We start from the raw sequence: 17,847 nt of genomic DNA, 5'->3' as shown, positions 1-17,847 counted from the left end.
AAGTTTATTATAAGATGTAATTATGTTTTTTGAAACAATTTCACAAAGGTTTCGTCTTATTGTTGTGTTTTAATCGGATAAAATCATATTTTCGCTATAATACCATATAGAATATGATACAGTATATTGATGAAGAGCTTTGTTGATTGCAATATTATAGAACATAGGTGGACAAAATGGAGAATAACAGAAATTTTGCAGAAAGATTCGATTGGAAACTTGCTGCCATACTCGTCATGTTTTTAATTATTAGTTTAGTAGCTATTTCTTCCGCTCAAACGACAGGGCAATATGGTCAAATAAATTTTGTTTTTAAACAATTACAATGGTACGTGATTGGTTCCTTCATCGTTGCTTTTGTCATGTATTTCGAGCCGGAGCAATATAAAAAAATGTCTTGGTATTTATATGGTTTTGGAATTTTACTCTTATTTGTACTTATTTTTATGCCAGAAGGTCAAGGCCAAATAGGGGAGCCAAAAAACGGAGCAAAAAGCTGGTATCATATACCAGGTCTCGGAAGTATTCAACCTTCTGAATTTATGAAAACTTTTTTTATTCTTGCAACCGCAAGACTGATTAGCACTCACCATGAAAAGTATGTAAGTAAAACACTTAAAACAGACTTTTTACTTTTAGGAAAAATTGGTTTGTCATTATTCATTCCGCTTGCTCTTATCATGCAGCAACCTGATTTAGGTTCATCACTAGTATTTATTGCCATTACTGCTGCACTCATTGTTGTTGCAGGAATTTCATGGAAGATTATTCTACCTATTTTTATCAGTGGTATGAGCATTGCCGGATTAATTTTATGGATGGCTTTATATATGCAAGATTTTCTTGCAGAATATTTAGGAGTAAAACCTTACCATTTCGGACGAATATATTCATGGATTGATCCATACTCATATGCAGATAAAGCTGGTTATCATTTAATCACTTCACTCAATGCCATTGGTTCAGGAGAAATTTTCGGCAAAGGATATATGAACCGTGAAGTATATGTAGCAGAAAACCATACCGATTTTATCTTTGCCGTAATCGGCGAGGAATGGGGATTTATAGGTGCTAGTTTCGTCATTTGTCTTTATTTCCTATTAATTTACCATTTAACAAAAATCACACTCACATTAAAAGATCCATTCTGTACATATGTGTGTGCTGGTATTATCGCAATGATTACCTTCCATGTTTTTGAAAACATCGGAATGACAATACAACTACTTCCGATTACCGGAATCCCTTTACCGTTTATTAGTTACGGTGGAAGTTCACTTATGGGAAATGCCCTTGCTATTGGTCTTGTATTTAGCATGAAGTTTCATTACAAAAAATACATGTTCTCAGCAAATGAAGATGATGAATTATAAAAAAATTCCCGCCGATGCGGGAATTTTTTCGTTCAACCAAATCAATATTGGGAAGTAGTTTTTGGTGGTGCTAATACTTTTAACAATTCTAGCCGTGACTTTGTTACAGTTGCAGTTACCCCTAATTTCGATAATTTTGAAGCAATCTTTCTCAAATCCACTTCCTTGCCCATTCCAACCACCTATCCTCACATTATATTATTTACAACGTACAAATAGTGAAAAAAGTTTCGTACAAATATCCTCAAAATATTTTACCATGATTCTATTCCGTTTAATTTTTCAAAAATGTTACAACTACAATCTTGTCAAATAAAATGCCCTAAAAATTTATGGCATATTGAATTTACTTGTTTTCAAAAATCGGTAAAGTTACAATGTACAGTGTTCATACTAATTTAAAATTTATAAAGGCAGGAACATTATGAAAAAGATTGTTCTATTATTAGCTATACAATTTCTCGTTTATTTGGGATTCGGAATTATTATTCCTGTTTTGCCGGAAGTAATTGTGCAAAACCAATGGAATGAAGTTCATGTTGGCGGGTTATTAACGGTTTACGCATTAGCCAGCTTCTTTACAGCACCTTTTTGGGGACAATTATCTGATAAATTTGGCAGAAAACATTTAATCTTAGTAGGTCTTGTTGGTTTTTGTTTAAGTTTTCTTATTTTCAGCTTATTTATCGATCATTTATTTATGCTATATTTTTCACGCATCGTTGGTGGATTGTTTTCTGGGGCTTTATATACATCTGTCACAGGATATATCAGTGATATATCCACAAACGAGAATCGCAATAAATATATGGGCTTAATGGGCATGTCGATTGGTCTAGGGTTCATTTTTGGTCCTGCGATTGGTGGAGTGCTCGGTGAAAAGAGTTTGCATCTTCCTTTCACTGCGTCAGCAGCTCTAATTGCCATTCTCTTTGTTATCGCACTCATTGGATTAAAAGAACCTGAAAGAAAAGGAGAAGCAAACAAGCGGCAAATCATACCAAAAGGCGCATCCACGCTTTTCCAATATCGCGTTCGATATTTATTTCTCTTTTCATTTTTCGTTACATTTACGTTAGCGGGAGTAGAAGCAACATTTCAATTGTTCCAAATTAATCGCATCAGCATCACTCCCCTTCAACTAGGATATTTATTTATGTTTAGTGGATTTGTCGATGCTTTCATTCAAGGAGGAGTCATTCGACAAATAAAAGATGGTACAGAAACAAAATGGCTGTTTGCAGCTCAAATCGTGACTGCTATCGGGCTATTATTAATTGCTCTAACATCTAGCCTGGTAACGGCCGGCATTGCTCTATGCGTGTTTACAGCAGGTAATGCATTAGCTAGAACATGTGTTGTTTCGCTAACAACTAAAGAATCCGGAGGAAAATACGGTCTCGCTGCCGGACTTTCTTACTCCATGGATAACTTAGGCCGAATTATCGGACCGTTATTTTTCACTGTTTTATTTAAAGTTGGAATGTCTCTAACTTATTACATCTCGTTCATCATTAGTTTGATTATCATCGTATTCATTTTCATTTTCAGTCGTTCAAAAAAATCCCTTCGCACTGAACTTGAATAAATAGCTAATTATCAAATCGAGTAGGAGGGAGCGATTAACTCCCGTCCTCTCACACCACCGTACGTACGGTTCCGTATACGGCGGTTCAATTAAGATGATTGACGCAAGTCTTTATAACTTCCGTGAATAGCTGTTCTCTTTATGCCAGTGGTCACTCCACCCTCCAAGAGGTCTCCCACGGGATTCACCGCTTCCTTCCTCAAGTGAGGTACTACGTTTTCTGTGTTCATCATGACTCACTGAATGCCAAGGGCTATTCTCTCTTAATTGTTCGGTCCTTCTTAGTAGTTCTAAACCAACTAATACTATGACCTCTGCTGACTTCTGACGGTTCAGCTACTTATCACTAAGTAGGTTATGAAGCGTACTTCACATATCCGCCAGACCTCCCCGGGTAAGAATGTAATCTTTCCTTCCATCTATCTGCTTCATTTACTCTGTACCACCTTTGGCAGAAAGGACTTTGTTTTGTTTAGCAAACTCATCCAATGATACCTAGCCTTATATGAAGTTCGTGTTCCTCAGACCGGAAGTTTGCCGCTCGCTTCCTTCAGATTCCGCGTCACCACGGACACCCTTGCGTTAAGCTAACTGTTACTTCTGCCTTCACAGTTCGGGACTTACACCCTATAGATTACACCCATGCCAGGCGCACTAAAAAGGGAGCGCTAAATCCTTTCAAGCGCCCCTTTTTCATATTTTAGAAAAGGTAACAACATATTTTTATGCATATATTTACTACAAACGGTTATAAGAATAATAAAAATGTGTTGGAGGATAGAACTTGGACTTTTCATATTTGTTACGATTGCCGTCCCAATTTGAAGGGATTCGTACAAGACTAGAAGCATCATTATTAAAAGCAATAAATATTTTACCTACCATTCAACAAACCAATTTCACTGATAGTAAATTTGCTGGTTATCCATATTTACCAAAAACTATGAAGTATCCAAAAGATATAGATGGGAATTATTTAATACTTCTTGCTCAAATAAATTTTGAACAATGTCATTCGTTTCATCCATTTCCTTCACGAGGAATATTGCAATTTTTCATTTCACCTTCATTAGCAAAGTATCAACTGACCGAAGAGATTTTTCAACATTATTTTAAAGTTCGCTATTATCCCAATATATTACCTGAACATGAACTAGTCACAGATTTTTCATTTCTGCCAAACTTTGCATACTCTCCGATAAGAAATGAGATGTCACTCCGATTTATCTATACGGTCGAACCAGTTTCTGCAATGGATTATCGATTAACCAAATATATCAGTCACTCAGATCTAAATAAACAGCTTCATGATGGACGTACACTTGAAGAACATTATTTTGAACATTTTTTAGGAGCAGAGCATAAAATCGGAGGATATCCCTACTTCATTCACCAAGATACTAGAACCCATTCAACCCTGTTAAAACGGTATGATACGCTACTATTACAAATGGTTTCAGATGATGAGCAAAATATTATGTGGGGAGACTCTGGAATCATCAAATTTTTTATTAATAGCAAAAAACTCGCCCAATGTGATTTTACTGATATATATTTGCAGGCTGAACAGTACTAGCTAATGGGCAACCAATCAAGTGGTTGCCTTTTTATATGCCAATAATTTCTATCTAATCAATAAATACGTTATAATAATATATAATTACTGGGGGAGTAGGTGGGTGTGGAATGAGCATCATCATTAATTCAATCCCTTTCATTCCTATCTTATTTGCTTTAAATATTATTCTTGCCATTACAATTATCTTTTTAGAGAGAAGAGATGCATCTTCCACTTGGGCATGGATCCTTGTTTTATTTTTCCTACCCTTAATTGGCTTTATTTTATATTTATTGCTTGGCAGACAACTACGAAAAAAACATTTATTTCGCTGGGATGGACAAAAAGATATTGGCATCGACAATTTAATCAAATATCAAATAGAAGCCCTTGAAAATGATACGTTTCAGTTTAATGAAAACTACGTTAAAAATTATAAAAATCTTATTCAAATGAATTTAAATACGGGAGATGCCATTCTTACGCAGGATAATCAAGTTCAAATTTTTGATGATGGAGTTGAAAAATTCCAGTCATTAATCAATGACATATTGAATGCAAAAGATCATGTTCATATTCAATATTACATTTTCAAGCTCGATAATTTAGGGCAAAGAATTTATGAAGTATTAAAGAAAAAAGCAAAACAGGGTGTCAAAATTAGAATCTTATACGATGAAATGGGTTCAAGAAGCATAAAAAAAAGACATTTTAGAGAATTGATTGAATTAGGTGGAGAAGTTGAAGTATTTTTCCCTTCGATTTTCCCGCTTATTAATCCGCGTTTGAATTTTAGAAACCACCGAAAAATCGTCGTGATTGATGGTCGAATTGGCTACATTGGTGGGTTTAATGTCGGGGATGAATATATAGGTTTAAACAATAAATTTGGCTACTGGAGAGATACCCATTTACGCATAGAAGGCAGTTCAGTTCTTCCAATCCAAACTCGCTTTATTTTAGATTGGAATCAAGCTAGCGAACACAAAATAGAGTATTCAGAACGTTATTTTCCTGCCATTCCTAAAAAAGGGGATGTGGCTATGCAAATTATCTCCAGTGGTCCTGATACAGACTGGCCAACAATTAAAAACGCATATTTAAAATTACTCATGGAAGCAAAACGGTATATTTATATTCAAACACCTTATTTTATTCCGGATAACAGCTTCTTAAATGCAATTGAAGTGGCTAGCCTATCGGGAATCGATGTTCGTATTATGATTCCAAATAAACCTGACCATTTGTTTGTTTATTGGGCTACTTATTCTTATATTGGGGAATTATTGAAGGCGGGCGCGAAAGTGTATATTTACGATAAAGGATTTATCCATGCGAAAACCATTGTGATTGATGATGAAGCAGCTTCAGTAGGAACTGCTAATATCGACGTTCGAAGTTTTAAATTAAACTTTGAGGTGAATGCATTTATTTATGATAAACTTGTTTGCCATGAATTAGCCGAAATCTTTGAAAAAGATATTTTAGATTCTAGAGAATTAACACTGGAACAATACGAAAATCGTTCAGTCATAATCAAATTTAAAGAGTCAATTTCTAGACTGTTAACTCCAATATTATAAAGAATTCGTTTTTCCAAAAAAACCTTTGGAAAAACGAATTCTTTTTATTTATCAATTCCCAAATATTCTTCTAAAGTTAATCCTGAATCTTTTACTTTAGTTGCAAGCTCCACACCTAAATAACGAAAATGCCAAGATTCATACATATAACCTGTAATGTGCTCTTTCCCTTTCGGATATCTTAATATAAAGCCGTATCTATGTGCATTCTCTGCTAACCATTTACCAGCTTCCGATTGTCCAAACGCTTCTGTAAGCCATAAATCTTCACGGCCTTTTTCACCAATATCAAAGGCTAAGCCTGTTTGGTGTTCGGAATAACCAGGACGTGCACTGTAGCGATCTGCATTCTCTTTGCCATCTCGTTCTACATATTTGTTATAAAGTAATTCCTGATATTCATAAGAACGATATGTACTAAATGCTACTAATTCAAAACCTAATGTTTTTGCTTCTTGGGCCATCAACTCAAAAGCGGCACGAGCTTCTACGTTTTCACCCGGTGCATAATCTTTTGGAAGTGGATATTTTTTATTCGCAATCAGTACTCCCTTAATATAAGTAGGCTCACTAGGCAATGTTTGCCCTTCAATATAACCATTATTCTCTTTGTATTTCTTATCTTCTGGTTTCTGTTGTTGTTGCTGTTGTGGTTTTTGGTGAGGTTCTTCCCCTTCAACTTTTCCTTCATCTTGTGAGTCGCTGGAATTTTCCAATTCATCTTCTAATACTTCAGAATTTTCCTTTGCTTCTTCAAGCCCATTTTCTTTTTCTTCTGAAATAGCCTGATCTTCCGTTTTAATTGTTTCACTCTCATTGTTCAGATTGTTATTAATGAAAACGATGGAGACAATAGCAATGATCATTATCAACAAAATACCAAGTAGTGTATAATGCTTTTTTTTGTTTTTCATAAAATCACCTAATCCCGTCTCATTTCAAAACACGCTCTATTATTTTAACACTATTTTCTCATATTTACTTCAAAAAAATTAGTCGAGCCCATTTAGACTCGACTAAACTACTTATTTTGCTTCTTCAACTGGATGCTCAGAATAATATTTTCTTCCTATATAGGTTTGTAAAATTAGTAATATCCCGCTGACGGACCAATATAACGGTAATGCCGCCATGGACGAAATTGAGATGATTACAATCATAATCGGCGAGATATAAATCATCATTTTCATTTGTTGCTTTTGAGCTTCTGGAACTGTCCATAATGAAACTCTCGCTTGTATGAAATAAACAATACCAGCTATTGCCGTTATAACGAAATCCGGTGTTCCTAAATTAAACCATAAAAATTCGTGAGTTTTTACCTCGTCTGAATACAGAATAGCAAAGTATAGCCCCATGATGATCGGCATTTGAATTAAAATCGGCAAGCATCCTAAATTTAACGGGTTAATATTATGTTCACGGTATAAGGCTAACATTTCTTGTTGAATTTTCATTTGTTCTTCTTTTGTTGTTGCCTTTTTTAATCTTTCTTGGATTTCATCCATTTTAGGCTTAATAACATCCATTTTGGATTTCATAATCGATTGTTGGCGATAATTACGCAACATAAAAGGCATCAAAATAAGGCGAATGAGAATTGTAATCGCAATAATCGCTAAACCATAACTACCGCCAAACCATTCGCCAAGCGTATTCAACAACCAATCCATTGGCTTGACAAAGGTATGATAAAAGAATCCTTCTTGATTTTCAACTGCTTGGCATCCTGATAACACTAATAACATGATGCCGAAAAGTGAAAACAGCATTAGTTTTTTCATTTTTCCACCTACTATTAAATTCTAACTAAATTGAAGTATACGGAATATACTTTATAATTTCAAACAGCAGGTGTCAAAATGAAAAACAACTTTATATTTTTTCTTTTTCGACGTTTGCTGTTTCTGGAAGTTCGAATCTAAAAAAATCATGATGCAATTCATCTCTGAAGTGTTTCGGTGTAACTCCGGTATACTTTTTAAAAATACGAGTAAAATAACTTTGGTTGCAAAAATGGAATTGTTCAGAAATGGATGTAATGCTTTTATTTGTATGTCTTAAATAGTATTGGGATTCTTCTACTCTTCTTACATTTAAGTATTCTACCAATGTAATTCCTACATGTTCACGGAAAATGCGGGACAGGTGGCTTGTACTAATATGAAATTTTTGCGCAATACTTTCTACCGTTAAATCATTTTCTAATTCATCATTTATGTACATGATTACTTTATTGACAGTTTGATGACGGAATGTAGGTTGTTTTCGATCCGCAATAAAACTTACATAAAAGTCTATTAACTCATCAGCAAACTGTAAGAACTCTGCATCTTTCATTTTATTTTGAATCATGTCTATACAAGCAACATTAAAGGCAAAGGCTTTCTTCGAAGGCACTTGATTCTCCATAAGTTTTCTTGCAACAATCGAGGAAAGTGTCATAAAATAATTTCTAACTTCTTTAATAACTTGCTTTCCAAAACGAATTGATAAGATATCAATTAGCTCGTGCAATGATTTTTTCGCCTTATCTGCCTCCAAATGGAATATTTCAAATAACAGACGTGATTCAATGGTAAAAAATTCTTCAATACCGGTGTATTGATTAATACTGTCAATTTCTTGAAAATATCTCTTCGAAATCGTTTCAGAAATTGATTGTTGGTGTAGTTGCATAAAATACCCCATCTTTCTTCAGAATGAAATTTGCATCAATCGTATATATGTCAATAGTTACTATACTAATATAACCAATCATAAAAATGCTATAAATAAAAATTTTTTAATATGAAAAAGGTGACAATTTGATTAGTTTCATACTAAAAATCTGTCCTAAAGACCGAAAAAAATTGAAAATTTAAATAAATATTTATAACTAAAGTGAATATTACCATAATTTTCGTTTTTTTTTCAACTCCCATTTCCTAATTAAATTACCGATGAATATTATCTTTGATTCACACTATGGAAATGTGATTTCTGTTTTTCAATAATATATATTTCCTAATAAAATAGAACTAGATTTTTCAACAAATTTTTTCATTAACTCAGATGCAAAATGTTCTTATGTTATTACATTCTTCTCTATTTCTTTTCTAAAAATATGTAGTAAAATAGAAATTATTAAAATTATAAATGTGGACAAACGAGGTGTTTTAGAGTGGATCCAAAAGAAATAGAAGAAATTATGGATGTCATTAAAGAATTCTTCCCTGAAAATACATCCATCGCTATTTCAGATACTAAAGAATATATATATTATCAGCCAAGTAAACATGTGGACTTAAAAATTAAACCTGGCGACCCAATTAAAGAAGGTTCTGCTGCATATAAAGCAATACAATATGGTAAAAAAATCAACACTTACATTGAATCCGATGTTTTTGGCGTTCCTTACTATGGTATGAGTATCCCTTTAATTACTGAAGGAGAAATTAAAGGGGCTGTCACTGCTATTTTCCCTCAAAAGCCATCACCTTTTTTAACAAACTACATTACAATCAAAGTTGATGATTGCTGGTATCCAATTAAACATAATGAAGTTGTTTATTTAGAAACTCAACTTCGCAAAACTTTCGTAAAAACAATGGATAAAGAAGGATTCCATCGTTTAAATCTAAGCGATCTTGAACTGTTCCTATCCAACGACCATTTTATTCGTTGCCATCGTTCATATATCGTAAACATCGATTATATTGATGAAATTCAACCTGATTCCCATTCAACATTCCTTTTAGTTATGAAAGATGGTACTAGAATTCCTGTAAGCCAAAGATATGCAAGCTACTTCCGTCGTTCATTAGGTTTCTAATATTTCGCTAACGAAAGTGTTTTGGCACATACTTTGCAGCAATTTCATCATATAAATTTTTTAAATAAAATTGCCGTTTTCCTTTGAGAAAGCGGCGTTTTTTTATATCAACCAACATATTTATATAGTTTTTTAATTTTCTAAAATAATTTTTTGTCGAAAAATCTCGTATTTTCTCGTTCAAACGATAATTAAGCATTTTCATGCAACATTTGAAGATTGTGTGACAAAGAAGTGCTATTATTAATGTATTCTTGAGCATGGCAACGTTACTCGCTCAATATACTGAAAATTCTTACAAGCTTTTTTCTCTGTTCAACACGAACATCAATAAAGGGGAGGATTATATGAATTCAATCATTGAAAAAAGAATTGGTATACCACAATTAAAAGAACGTATTGTATCTGCCGAAGAAGCAGCTGCCCTTATCCCAGATGGTGCAGTAGTCGGCATGAGTGGTTTTACACGTGCAGGGGATGCGAAAGTTGTTCCTATGGCTCTTGTTGAACGAGCAAAAAAAGAACAATTCAAAATTGATGTATATACTGGTGCTTCACTTGGACCTGAAGTAGACCATTACCTTGCAGAAGCTGGCGTTATTCGTAAACGTGGACCTTACCAAGGCGAAAGAGCAATGCGTAATTTGATCAACAAAGGTGACATTCTATATGTAGATGCACACCTTTCACACAATGCTGAGTTAGTACGTCAAGGAATTATCGGTCCAATTCAATATGCAATTATTGAAGTTTGTGCAATTACTGAAGATGGATTACTTATTCCAACTACATCTGTAGGTAACGCACCAATTTTTGCACAATACGCTGAAAATATCATTCTTGAATTAAATATTTCCCATCCAGAAACTTTAATTGGTATTCATGATATTTATATTCCTGGTCCTCAAGGTGAGCGTGAACCAATTCCTTTAACAAATGCAAACCAACGAATCGGTGAAAAAGGAATTCGCGTTAACCCAGAGAAAATTAAAGCAATTGTCATTTCTGAAGAGCCAGATGCTCCTTCACAAATCGTTGATCCAGATGAAGAAACACAAAGAATGGCAAATTTATTATTAGACTTCTTCCGTTCTGAAATTAAAGCTGGACGTTTAACAAACCAATTAATGCCGATTCAATCTGGAGTTGGATCTGTAGCAAATGCTGTTTTAGACGGCTTTAAAGAATCTGAATTTGAAAATTTACAAGTTTACTCTGAATGTTTACAAGATGCTGTATTTAATTTGATCGACGCTGGAAAAGTAAACTTTGCATCTGCAACATCCATTACTTTAACTGCTGAAGCACAGCAAAAAGTATATGGCAACATTGAAAAATATATAGATAAAATTTGCTTGCGTCCTCAAGAAATTTCTAACCACCCAGAAATCGTTCGTCGCCTCGGATTAATTTCTATTAACGCTGCACTTGAAGTGGATATTTACGGTAACGTGAACTCTACTCACGTAGCTGGAACAAAAATGATGAACGGTATCGGTGGTTCTGGAGACTTTGCTCGTAACGCTCGTCTAACTATTTTCGTAACAAAATCTTATGCAAAAGGTGGAGCAGTTTCATCCATCGTTCCAATGGTTTCACACCATGACCATACTGAACATGATGTGGACATCATCGTAACTGAACAAGGTATCGCTGACTTACGTGGTCTAGCGCCAAAAGAACGAGTGCCGTTAATCATTGAAAACTGTGCGCATCCAGATTTCAAAGATCAACTTTGGGATTATTATCATCGAGCAGTAGAAAAATACGGAAATGTTCAAACTCCTCATATTTTAGAGGAAGCATTAAGCTGGCACGTGAACCTATTGAAAAACAACACGATGAAAAAAGAAGTAGAAGTAAAATAATGTATGATTTTATTAATAGCACAAACTAATCATTGGTTTGTGCTATTTTTTTAGAACATTACATCAATCGAATACGTTCAAAGCTTCCACATATTAAGAAAATTTCCAAACTATCAATATGTATTATGATGGGCTTTAAAGAAAACAGATTGATAATAAAGCATAAACAATTGCAAGGTTGGGACAATAACACCGCGCTAAATAAAATGGCCGATTGGGGGGTGTCTAGAAAGCCGAAAATATTCTAGACATCCTCAAATTATTTTATGATTTGCTCCTGTGGTAGTCAAAACAAGTTTCCACAATTCTCGTCGCTACTGCGACCATTTTTCTTTTGAGTTCGTTATCCCAACCTTGCACTAAAATAGTTATCTAACTTCTTGATTGTTTTCGTTATAATAAATAACCGCCGTTTGTAGGCCACTTTCTGCAATCATATTGTTTTCTCTAATTTTTGTTTCAGTATCATCTGCAGCCGTTTCAGCAATTTCTTTTAAATCATTATTATTATTTTTGCTATAACGCTTTTCACCAAAGTCAGTTTCCTTCGAGAATGTTGTCCTCATATTTTTTATCATCTTCATCGTTTTATCTCGATTTTCTTTTTTGCTGAGAAATGCTGCTACACCTGCTACAAATGCAGTCAATACAACACCTTTCCCTTTTGCCATGGAAATAACTCCTTTCATTTTCTTTTCTTACTGACAATAAAAAAAGTGACATAAAAACATAATGTTCTTATGTCACTTATCTTTTACGCTTTTACATCATCATATACACCACTACGAAACTCATTCACGACGTAAGAGCATATAGGATTCATTTTATATTGATGTTCCCTCGCATATTCCACTGCCCGTTCTAATAATTTTTTCGCGACACCTTGCCCACGAAGCTCTGGTGAAACGAAGGTATGCGTCATATCCATTATTCCATCATGCTGATTCCACGTAATTTCTGCTAACATTTTCCCATCTTTTTCATACTCAAAAGCAAAGTAGTTCGTCCCTCTTTCAACAAGTTTGAATTCCATAAACATTCCACCCCTTTTTGAATTACTATATCATAGGGAACATGCATTGTAATTTAGTTTGCTTCCTGTTCTTCAGAAGATGAGAACCATGAGGAAATTGTTTCGATTAATTTACTAAAGAAGTTTTTCACTTTTTCCCAAAATCCTTCATCATGCAGAAGATTTCCAAACTTTTCTTCAATCTTTGAACTGATGTTTGACAATTGATCTGCCCATTTTGAAAAATCAATATCCAGCTGTCGAATTCGGTCCATTAAATCAATCAACATTTGTCTATCAGCATCACTTAACTCAATTTGTAATTTTGATAATTGATCTGTTACTATTTTCTCCACTTCTTCCCTTGTTTGTGGATCAATTTCAGCAATTTGCTTTTTAATCTCCGTTAATAACTGCGCAACTTGTTCATCGCTAATATTTGCGTTATCAGCAAGTTCTGTTGCGACATATAATTCTTCGTTTGCAACATCTGTTCTTTCAATATCTAATGTTTCTCCTGTTTTTACTTCATATGCTTTGTAAATTCCAACAAGGGCTGAATGTCCCGTTACTGGCTTTGGAGCGGCTACTTCCACTGTTGCATCTTCTAGGCCCGCCGTCAACATGGCATTCGCATACATTTCAGATGTCACTTCTGTTATATTTTCCGGCGTTACGATGCTGACTGTAAGGCCTTTCCCCTCTTCTTCTCGAGTAATTTTGGCTGAAGAATACATGCGAGCATTTGGATTACTATTACTAATGTATTTTACTAAGTCTTGACCGGAAACGATGATTTCATCTACTTCTTGTTCTTCATCTACTCTTAATACTTCTCGTACCACTTCTTTTTCAGTATCTGAAAGGTTTGCACCATAAACCACTATTGGAACACCTAGTTTTTCGTTAATCGTTTTAGGAGTGGCTAATGCTTGTCCAGGCATAAGCGTACTGAACATGAAAAACAAACCAGCTATGATTGACAACCATTTCTTCATTCATAATTCTCCTTTCAAACCTAAACTTCAGGTTTGCTCATAATTAGTACGAATAAAAAACACAAAAGGTTTCCGTACTGTCCTTTTGTGTCTATTCATAGAAGCATTAAATTATTTCCGTCCAACCATCTTCTTGTTTTACTTTTTTTTGTTTCATGAGCACACCTAAAGCTCGTTTAAATGCACCTTTACTCATATCAAACATTGCATAAATCTCTTCCGGAGTCGACTTATCGCTAAAAGGCATCTTTCCTCCTACACTTTGTAGGTACTCATAAATCTTCTCAGCATCATTGCTGAGTCTTTCGTGACTGCGAGGTAGCATGGAACCATTCATTGTTCCATCTTCCTTGACAGCAATAATCCGAACTTCTACGTCTTGCCCTAGCCTTGGTTCAGATTCCATTTCACTATGGTGTACAAATATTCGATAAGGATGATCTATACCTAATAAAAACGAACCTACTGGCAATAGCCGATAAGCTCGAGCCATTATATTTTTATTAAACAATTTTTCAGAAGCCTCTTCGTACAACTCACTTACCTTTTCTTCTGTTATGAGACGCCCAAACAATTCGCCCTTTCGATTTGTATACAACGTAATAAATAAGTGATCTCCTGCCTTAGGCCATAAAGAACGAATTTTTGGTAAATCTTCTGCTTTCACAAGGGCTTCCCGAGTTGAGCCGATATCTACAACAGCACCTTCATTCGAGATTTTTAATACCTTTGCCCATCCATATTCTCCTTGAATAATATGCGGTACCATTGTTGTCGCTAATAACTCCCCACGGCGATTCGCATATAAAAATACCTTTATACGATCTCCTACTGTGAGAGGGGTAGCTACTTCAGAACTATTAAGTGGGATTTCTAGTTCACCATTTGTCAGTATCCACCTTGAACCAGCTTTCTCTAGGACTGTTAGCTCTACTACTTGACCAGCTTTTAAATCTTTCATTATTGCTTCCCTTCCGCCAATAAATTATGGTTGTTGTTTCATTTTTTCAAGCTTTTTTACAATTTCCTCATCTTCTTCTAACAATTGAACTAAATCTGCGATGCGGTCGATTGAATTCCAACTTAAATGATGTTCAATCCCTTCCACATCTTCATAAATCTTATCTTCATCAACACCAATGAGTCTTAAAAATTGCTCAAGAAGTTCATGTCTTTTAACAAGTCGCTTCCCAAGCTTTTCTCCCTTTGGTGTAAGTGTTAACCCTCTGTATTTTTCATATACCAAATAACCGTCTTTATCTAGTTTCTGCACCATTTTTGTTACGGAGGAAGGTAAAACCGATAAAGCTTCAGCTATGTCAGACACCCGGGCATATCCTTTTGTTTCAATTAATAAATATATTTGTTCGATATGATCTTCCATACTAGGTGTTGGCATAACACGACCCCTCACTTTCGTCTATCATATTCAGTTTACTACAATGTAACTAAAAAATGTAACTTTTAACGGCAAAAGAATCAAACAAAAATGTCCAAAAAGTTTAGTTTTCAACTTTTTGGACATCATTACTCTACATGACCCCTTCTTTTGCCCACTGCATGAATAGCACGTATGATTTCCTTATTAATGTTTTCTATATTTCTTGAGTCCTTTAATTCGTTAAACGCTTCTTCTCGAGCATTTAAAGAAACTACATAATATGTAGGCAAATTATTTAACACATTTGCTACTATATTTAATTCGCATTCTTCACAATTACAGAATGTTTGATATTCCAGACTTCGTAAAAAATAACGAACAAGTCCACTTACTATTTCTTCCATTACATTCACTAATCTTAGTTGTGACATTTATTTTTTCTCTCCGTTCAAACTATACTTTTATTAATTAATACTATAAACGGATAGAACAAAATACTCAATAGTATCAAGTTATTTTTTCATAATAATCCCATATAAATACAATTTCATCTTGTAGAATTATTTCAAAATTTGCCATTTTTATTAACATTTTTACATTTTATCCTGAATGCTATATCTTTAGTAGGGATATCTATTATTGATAATTGCCTATTATTTATGAACTAATAAATTTTCATTTAATTCCAAAACAATTGGACAGTGGTCACTTCCTAAAATATCAGAATGTATTTCACTATTTATGATCGCATCGACAATCAAATCTGAAACGATAAAATAATCGATACGCCATCCAATATTTCGTTCTCTTACTTTATTCATATAGGACCACCAAGTATATGCATCTGTTCGGTTTGGATATAAATATCGAAACGTATCAGTAAAACCTTCTGATAATAATCTTGTCATTTTTTCCCTTTCTTCAAAGGTAAACCCAGAATTTCCGATATTGGATTTGGCATTTTTTAAATCAATTTCTTGATGAGCGACATTTAAATCTCCACAATAAATAACAGGCTTCTTACGATCTAACGCTTTCAAATAATCGAATAAATCATCTTCCCATTGCAATCGTTTATCCAATCTTGCTAAATCCCTCTGTGAATTTGGTGTATACACATTTACTAAATAAAATGAATCGTATTCTAATGTAATAATTCTGCCTTCTGATTCAGAATCCATTTCTCCGACTCCATATTTTACGGAGAGAGGTTTATGCTTCGTAAAAACTGCTGTTCCTGAATACCCCTTTTTCTCTGCATAGTTCCAATACTGATAATATCCTTTTAGCGGCAGCTCTACTTGTCCCGCTTGACATTTCGTTTCTTGAATACAAAAAAAATCTGCATCCATTCTATTAAAGTAGTCTAAAAACCCTTTCTTTAAACAAGCTCGTATTCCATTAACATTCCACGAAATAAATTTCACTTTCCCACCTACTATGTATGAAAAATTTAAAGAAAAACAAAATAAGGGAGAAGCAACCTTTTTAATGAAGGTTGCTGCCTCCCTATGAATAATAAAGATTCAATTGGGAAATTTCCAATGATTTATCTTGGACATTAATCTTCTCCAACAATTTTCACTTCAAGTTCTAGCTCAACACCAAATTTTTCTTTTACAACTTTTTGGACCATTTTGATTGTTTCTATATAATCCGTCGCAGTTGCGTTTCCTTTATTAATAATAAATCCAGCATGTTTTGTAGAAACTTCTGCTCCGCCAACCCCTTTTCCTTGAAGACCACTATCTTGAATTAATTTTCCAGCAAAATAACCTGGTGGGCGTTTAAATACGCTTCCTGCTGAAGGATATTCTAACGGCTGTTTAGATTGTCGTTTATAAGTCAAATCTGCAATTTTTGCATCAATTTCTTCTTTATTACCTTTTTCTAGTCGGAATAATGATGAAAGCACAATATAGTTCTTCTGAGCTATAATGCTTTTTCGATAACCTAATTCCAATTCTTCTTTTGATAATACAAGACGCTTTCCTTCCCTAGTTAGTACTGTGGAATGAACGATGATGTCATTGATTTCTCCACCGTAAGCACCGGCGTTCATCGCCATTGCTCCACCTACTGAACCTGGAATTCCACAAGCAAATTCTAAGCCTGTTAAACTTGCTTCTGCTGCTTTTTTGGAAACATCCATAATAAGTGCTCCACTTTGTGCATACACTTCGGTTCCTTCAATTTTTATTTGATTGAGTTTCGATAAATTCATTACAATTCCACGAACGCCACCGTCACGAACAATCATGTTAGAACCATTTCCTAAAATTAACAACGGAATTTGATGGTTATACGTATACTGTACAATTGCCTCAACTTCCTCTTCCGTCTCCGGCATGACTAATATATCAGCATTTCCTCCAAGTTGTGTCATTGTATATTTTTTTAACGATTCGTTTATTTTTATATTTTCTTTATTTGTAACCCCAGATAAATCCTTAACCCATTGTTCAATTGTCATAAAAGCATATTCCTTTCCTGTATTAAACCTTGTATCTGTAATTGTATACTTTTTGACAAGCAAATATATGCTTTAATTGCAAGAATTTTACGATTATTTTCCAACTTTTCAAAACATAAATCTTTCCTCGATAAGTGTACCATGTTTTCCATTAGTTATAAAAGTTTAGACTATAAATAATACTTCCAAGTATTGTCTC

19 protein-coding genes are annotated in these 17,847 nt (G+C 34.2%); 6 read left to right on the top strand and 13 right to left on the bottom strand.

Annotated elements, in window-relative coordinates; genetic code table 11:
* Nucleotides 1-176: 176 nt before the first annotated feature.
* Entirely contained in the window at nucleotides 177-1,373 is a 1,197-nt protein-coding gene (locus NST00_RS04555; RefSeq protein WP_016838320.1) for an FtsW/RodA/SpoVE family cell cycle protein, read from the top strand.
* 41 nt (nucleotides 1,374-1,414) lie between these two features.
* On the opposite strand, the gene NST00_RS04550 is transcribed toward NST00_RS04555, so the two are convergent.
* Nucleotides 1,415-1,546, bottom strand: a complete 132-nt coding sequence (locus NST00_RS04550) for an Lmo0850 family protein (RefSeq protein ID WP_016838321.1) — start codon at nucleotides 1,544-1,546, stop codon at nucleotides 1,415-1,417.
* Nucleotides 1,547-1,794: 248 nt separating this feature from the next.
* On the opposite strand from NST00_RS04550, the gene NST00_RS04545 reads away from it, so the two are divergent.
* Nucleotides 1,795-2,961 carry an MFS transporter gene (locus NST00_RS04545; RefSeq protein ID WP_340710154.1) on the top strand — a complete coding sequence of 389 codons (1,167 nt, stop codon included), beginning with the start codon at nucleotides 1,795-1,797 and terminating at the stop codon, nucleotides 2,959-2,961.
* A gap of 89 nt (nucleotides 2,962-3,050) precedes the next feature.
* Here NST00_RS04545 and NST00_RS04540 read toward each other — a convergent pair whose 3' ends face one another.
* Complete coding sequence (locus NST00_RS04540; protein ID WP_172597779.1) at nucleotides 3,051-3,194, bottom strand: hypothetical protein; 144 nt, start codon at nucleotides 3,192-3,194, stop codon at nucleotides 3,051-3,053.
* Nucleotides 3,195-3,745: 551 nt separating this feature from the next.
* Between NST00_RS04540 and NST00_RS04535 the strand changes: the two genes are divergently transcribed.
* Nucleotides 3,746-4,537 carry a YwqG family protein gene (locus tag NST00_RS04535; RefSeq protein WP_016838323.1) on the top strand — a complete coding sequence of 264 codons (792 nt, stop codon included), beginning with the start codon at nucleotides 3,746-3,748 and terminating at the stop codon, nucleotides 4,535-4,537.
* A gap of 110 nt (nucleotides 4,538-4,647) precedes the next feature.
* Nucleotides 4,648-6,102, top strand: coding sequence for a cardiolipin synthase (cls, locus tag NST00_RS04530; RefSeq protein WP_016838324.1), 1,455 nt, complete (start codon nucleotides 4,648-4,650; stop codon nucleotides 6,100-6,102).
* A 44-nt stretch (nucleotides 6,103-6,146) separates the two neighbouring features.
* Here the strand turns inward: cls and NST00_RS04525 are convergent, their stop codons facing one another.
* From NST00_RS04525 to NST00_RS04515, 3 genes are all read right to left on the bottom strand, one after another.
* On the bottom strand, nucleotides 6,147-7,016 hold the full coding sequence (locus NST00_RS04525) for a M15 family metallopeptidase (RefSeq protein ID WP_168412641.1): 870 nt from the start codon (nucleotides 7,014-7,016) through the stop codon (nucleotides 6,147-6,149).
* 111 nt (nucleotides 7,017-7,127) lie between these two features.
* Nucleotides 7,128-7,886, bottom strand: a complete 759-nt coding sequence (yidC, locus tag NST00_RS04520; RefSeq protein WP_096549802.1) for a membrane protein insertase YidC — start codon at nucleotides 7,884-7,886, stop codon at nucleotides 7,128-7,130.
* A gap of 91 nt (nucleotides 7,887-7,977) precedes the next feature.
* Nucleotides 7,978-8,781, bottom strand: coding sequence for a helix-turn-helix transcriptional regulator (locus tag NST00_RS04515; RefSeq protein WP_016838327.1), 804 nt, complete (start codon nucleotides 8,779-8,781; stop codon nucleotides 7,978-7,980).
* Nucleotides 8,782-9,265: 484 nt separating this feature from the next.
* Between NST00_RS04515 and NST00_RS04510 the strand changes: the two genes are divergently transcribed.
* Nucleotides 9,266-9,916, top strand: coding sequence for a LytTR family DNA-binding domain-containing protein (locus tag NST00_RS04510; protein ID WP_016838328.1), 651 nt, complete (start codon nucleotides 9,266-9,268; stop codon nucleotides 9,914-9,916).
* Nucleotides 9,917-10,263: 347 nt separating this feature from the next.
* Entirely contained in the window at nucleotides 10,264-11,784 is a 1,521-nt protein-coding gene (locus tag NST00_RS04505; protein ID WP_340709677.1) for an acetyl-CoA hydrolase/transferase family protein, read from the top strand.
* A gap of 368 nt (nucleotides 11,785-12,152) precedes the next feature.
* On the opposite strand, the gene NST00_RS04500 is transcribed toward NST00_RS04505, so the two are convergent.
* From NST00_RS04500 to murB, 8 genes are all read right to left on the bottom strand, one after another.
* Entirely contained in the window at nucleotides 12,153-12,455 is a 303-nt protein-coding gene (locus NST00_RS04500) for a hypothetical protein (RefSeq protein WP_016838331.1), read from the bottom strand.
* A gap of 83 nt (nucleotides 12,456-12,538) precedes the next feature.
* Nucleotides 12,539-12,817, bottom strand: coding sequence for a GNAT family N-acetyltransferase (locus NST00_RS04495; protein WP_016838332.1), 279 nt, complete (start codon nucleotides 12,815-12,817; stop codon nucleotides 12,539-12,541).
* A 53-nt stretch (nucleotides 12,818-12,870) separates the two neighbouring features.
* Nucleotides 12,871-13,794, bottom strand: coding sequence for a DUF1002 domain-containing protein (locus tag NST00_RS04490; RefSeq protein ID WP_016838333.1), 924 nt, complete (start codon nucleotides 13,792-13,794; stop codon nucleotides 12,871-12,873).
* Nucleotides 13,795-13,900: 106 nt separating this feature from the next.
* Entirely contained in the window at nucleotides 13,901-14,755 is an 855-nt protein-coding gene (locus NST00_RS04485; RefSeq protein ID WP_016838334.1) for a CvfB family protein, read from the bottom strand.
* A 24-nt stretch (nucleotides 14,756-14,779) separates the two neighbouring features.
* On the bottom strand, nucleotides 14,780-15,193 hold the full coding sequence (mntR, locus tag NST00_RS04480) for a transcriptional regulator MntR (protein ID WP_016838335.1): 414 nt from the start codon (nucleotides 15,191-15,193) through the stop codon (nucleotides 14,780-14,782).
* Between the two features lie 128 nt (nucleotides 15,194-15,321).
* Complete coding sequence (locus NST00_RS04475) at nucleotides 15,322-15,606, bottom strand: late competence development ComFB family protein (protein WP_340709676.1); 285 nt, start codon at nucleotides 15,604-15,606, stop codon at nucleotides 15,322-15,324.
* Nucleotides 15,607-15,828: 222 nt separating this feature from the next.
* Entirely contained in the window at nucleotides 15,829-16,602 is a 774-nt protein-coding gene (locus tag NST00_RS04470) for an exodeoxyribonuclease III (RefSeq protein WP_340709675.1), read from the bottom strand.
* Between the two features lie 134 nt (nucleotides 16,603-16,736).
* Nucleotides 16,737-17,648, bottom strand: a complete 912-nt coding sequence (gene murB, locus NST00_RS04465; protein WP_016838338.1) for a UDP-N-acetylmuramate dehydrogenase — start codon at nucleotides 17,646-17,648, stop codon at nucleotides 16,737-16,739.
* Between the last annotated feature and the right edge of the window lie 199 nt (nucleotides 17,649-17,847).

This window comes from Ureibacillus sp. FSL K6-0165 (assembly GCF_038004285.1).
GTDB lineage: Bacteria > Bacillota > Bacilli > Bacillales_A > Planococcaceae > Ureibacillus > Ureibacillus thermosphaericus.
This window is presented reverse-complemented; position numbering and strand designations above follow the sequence as displayed.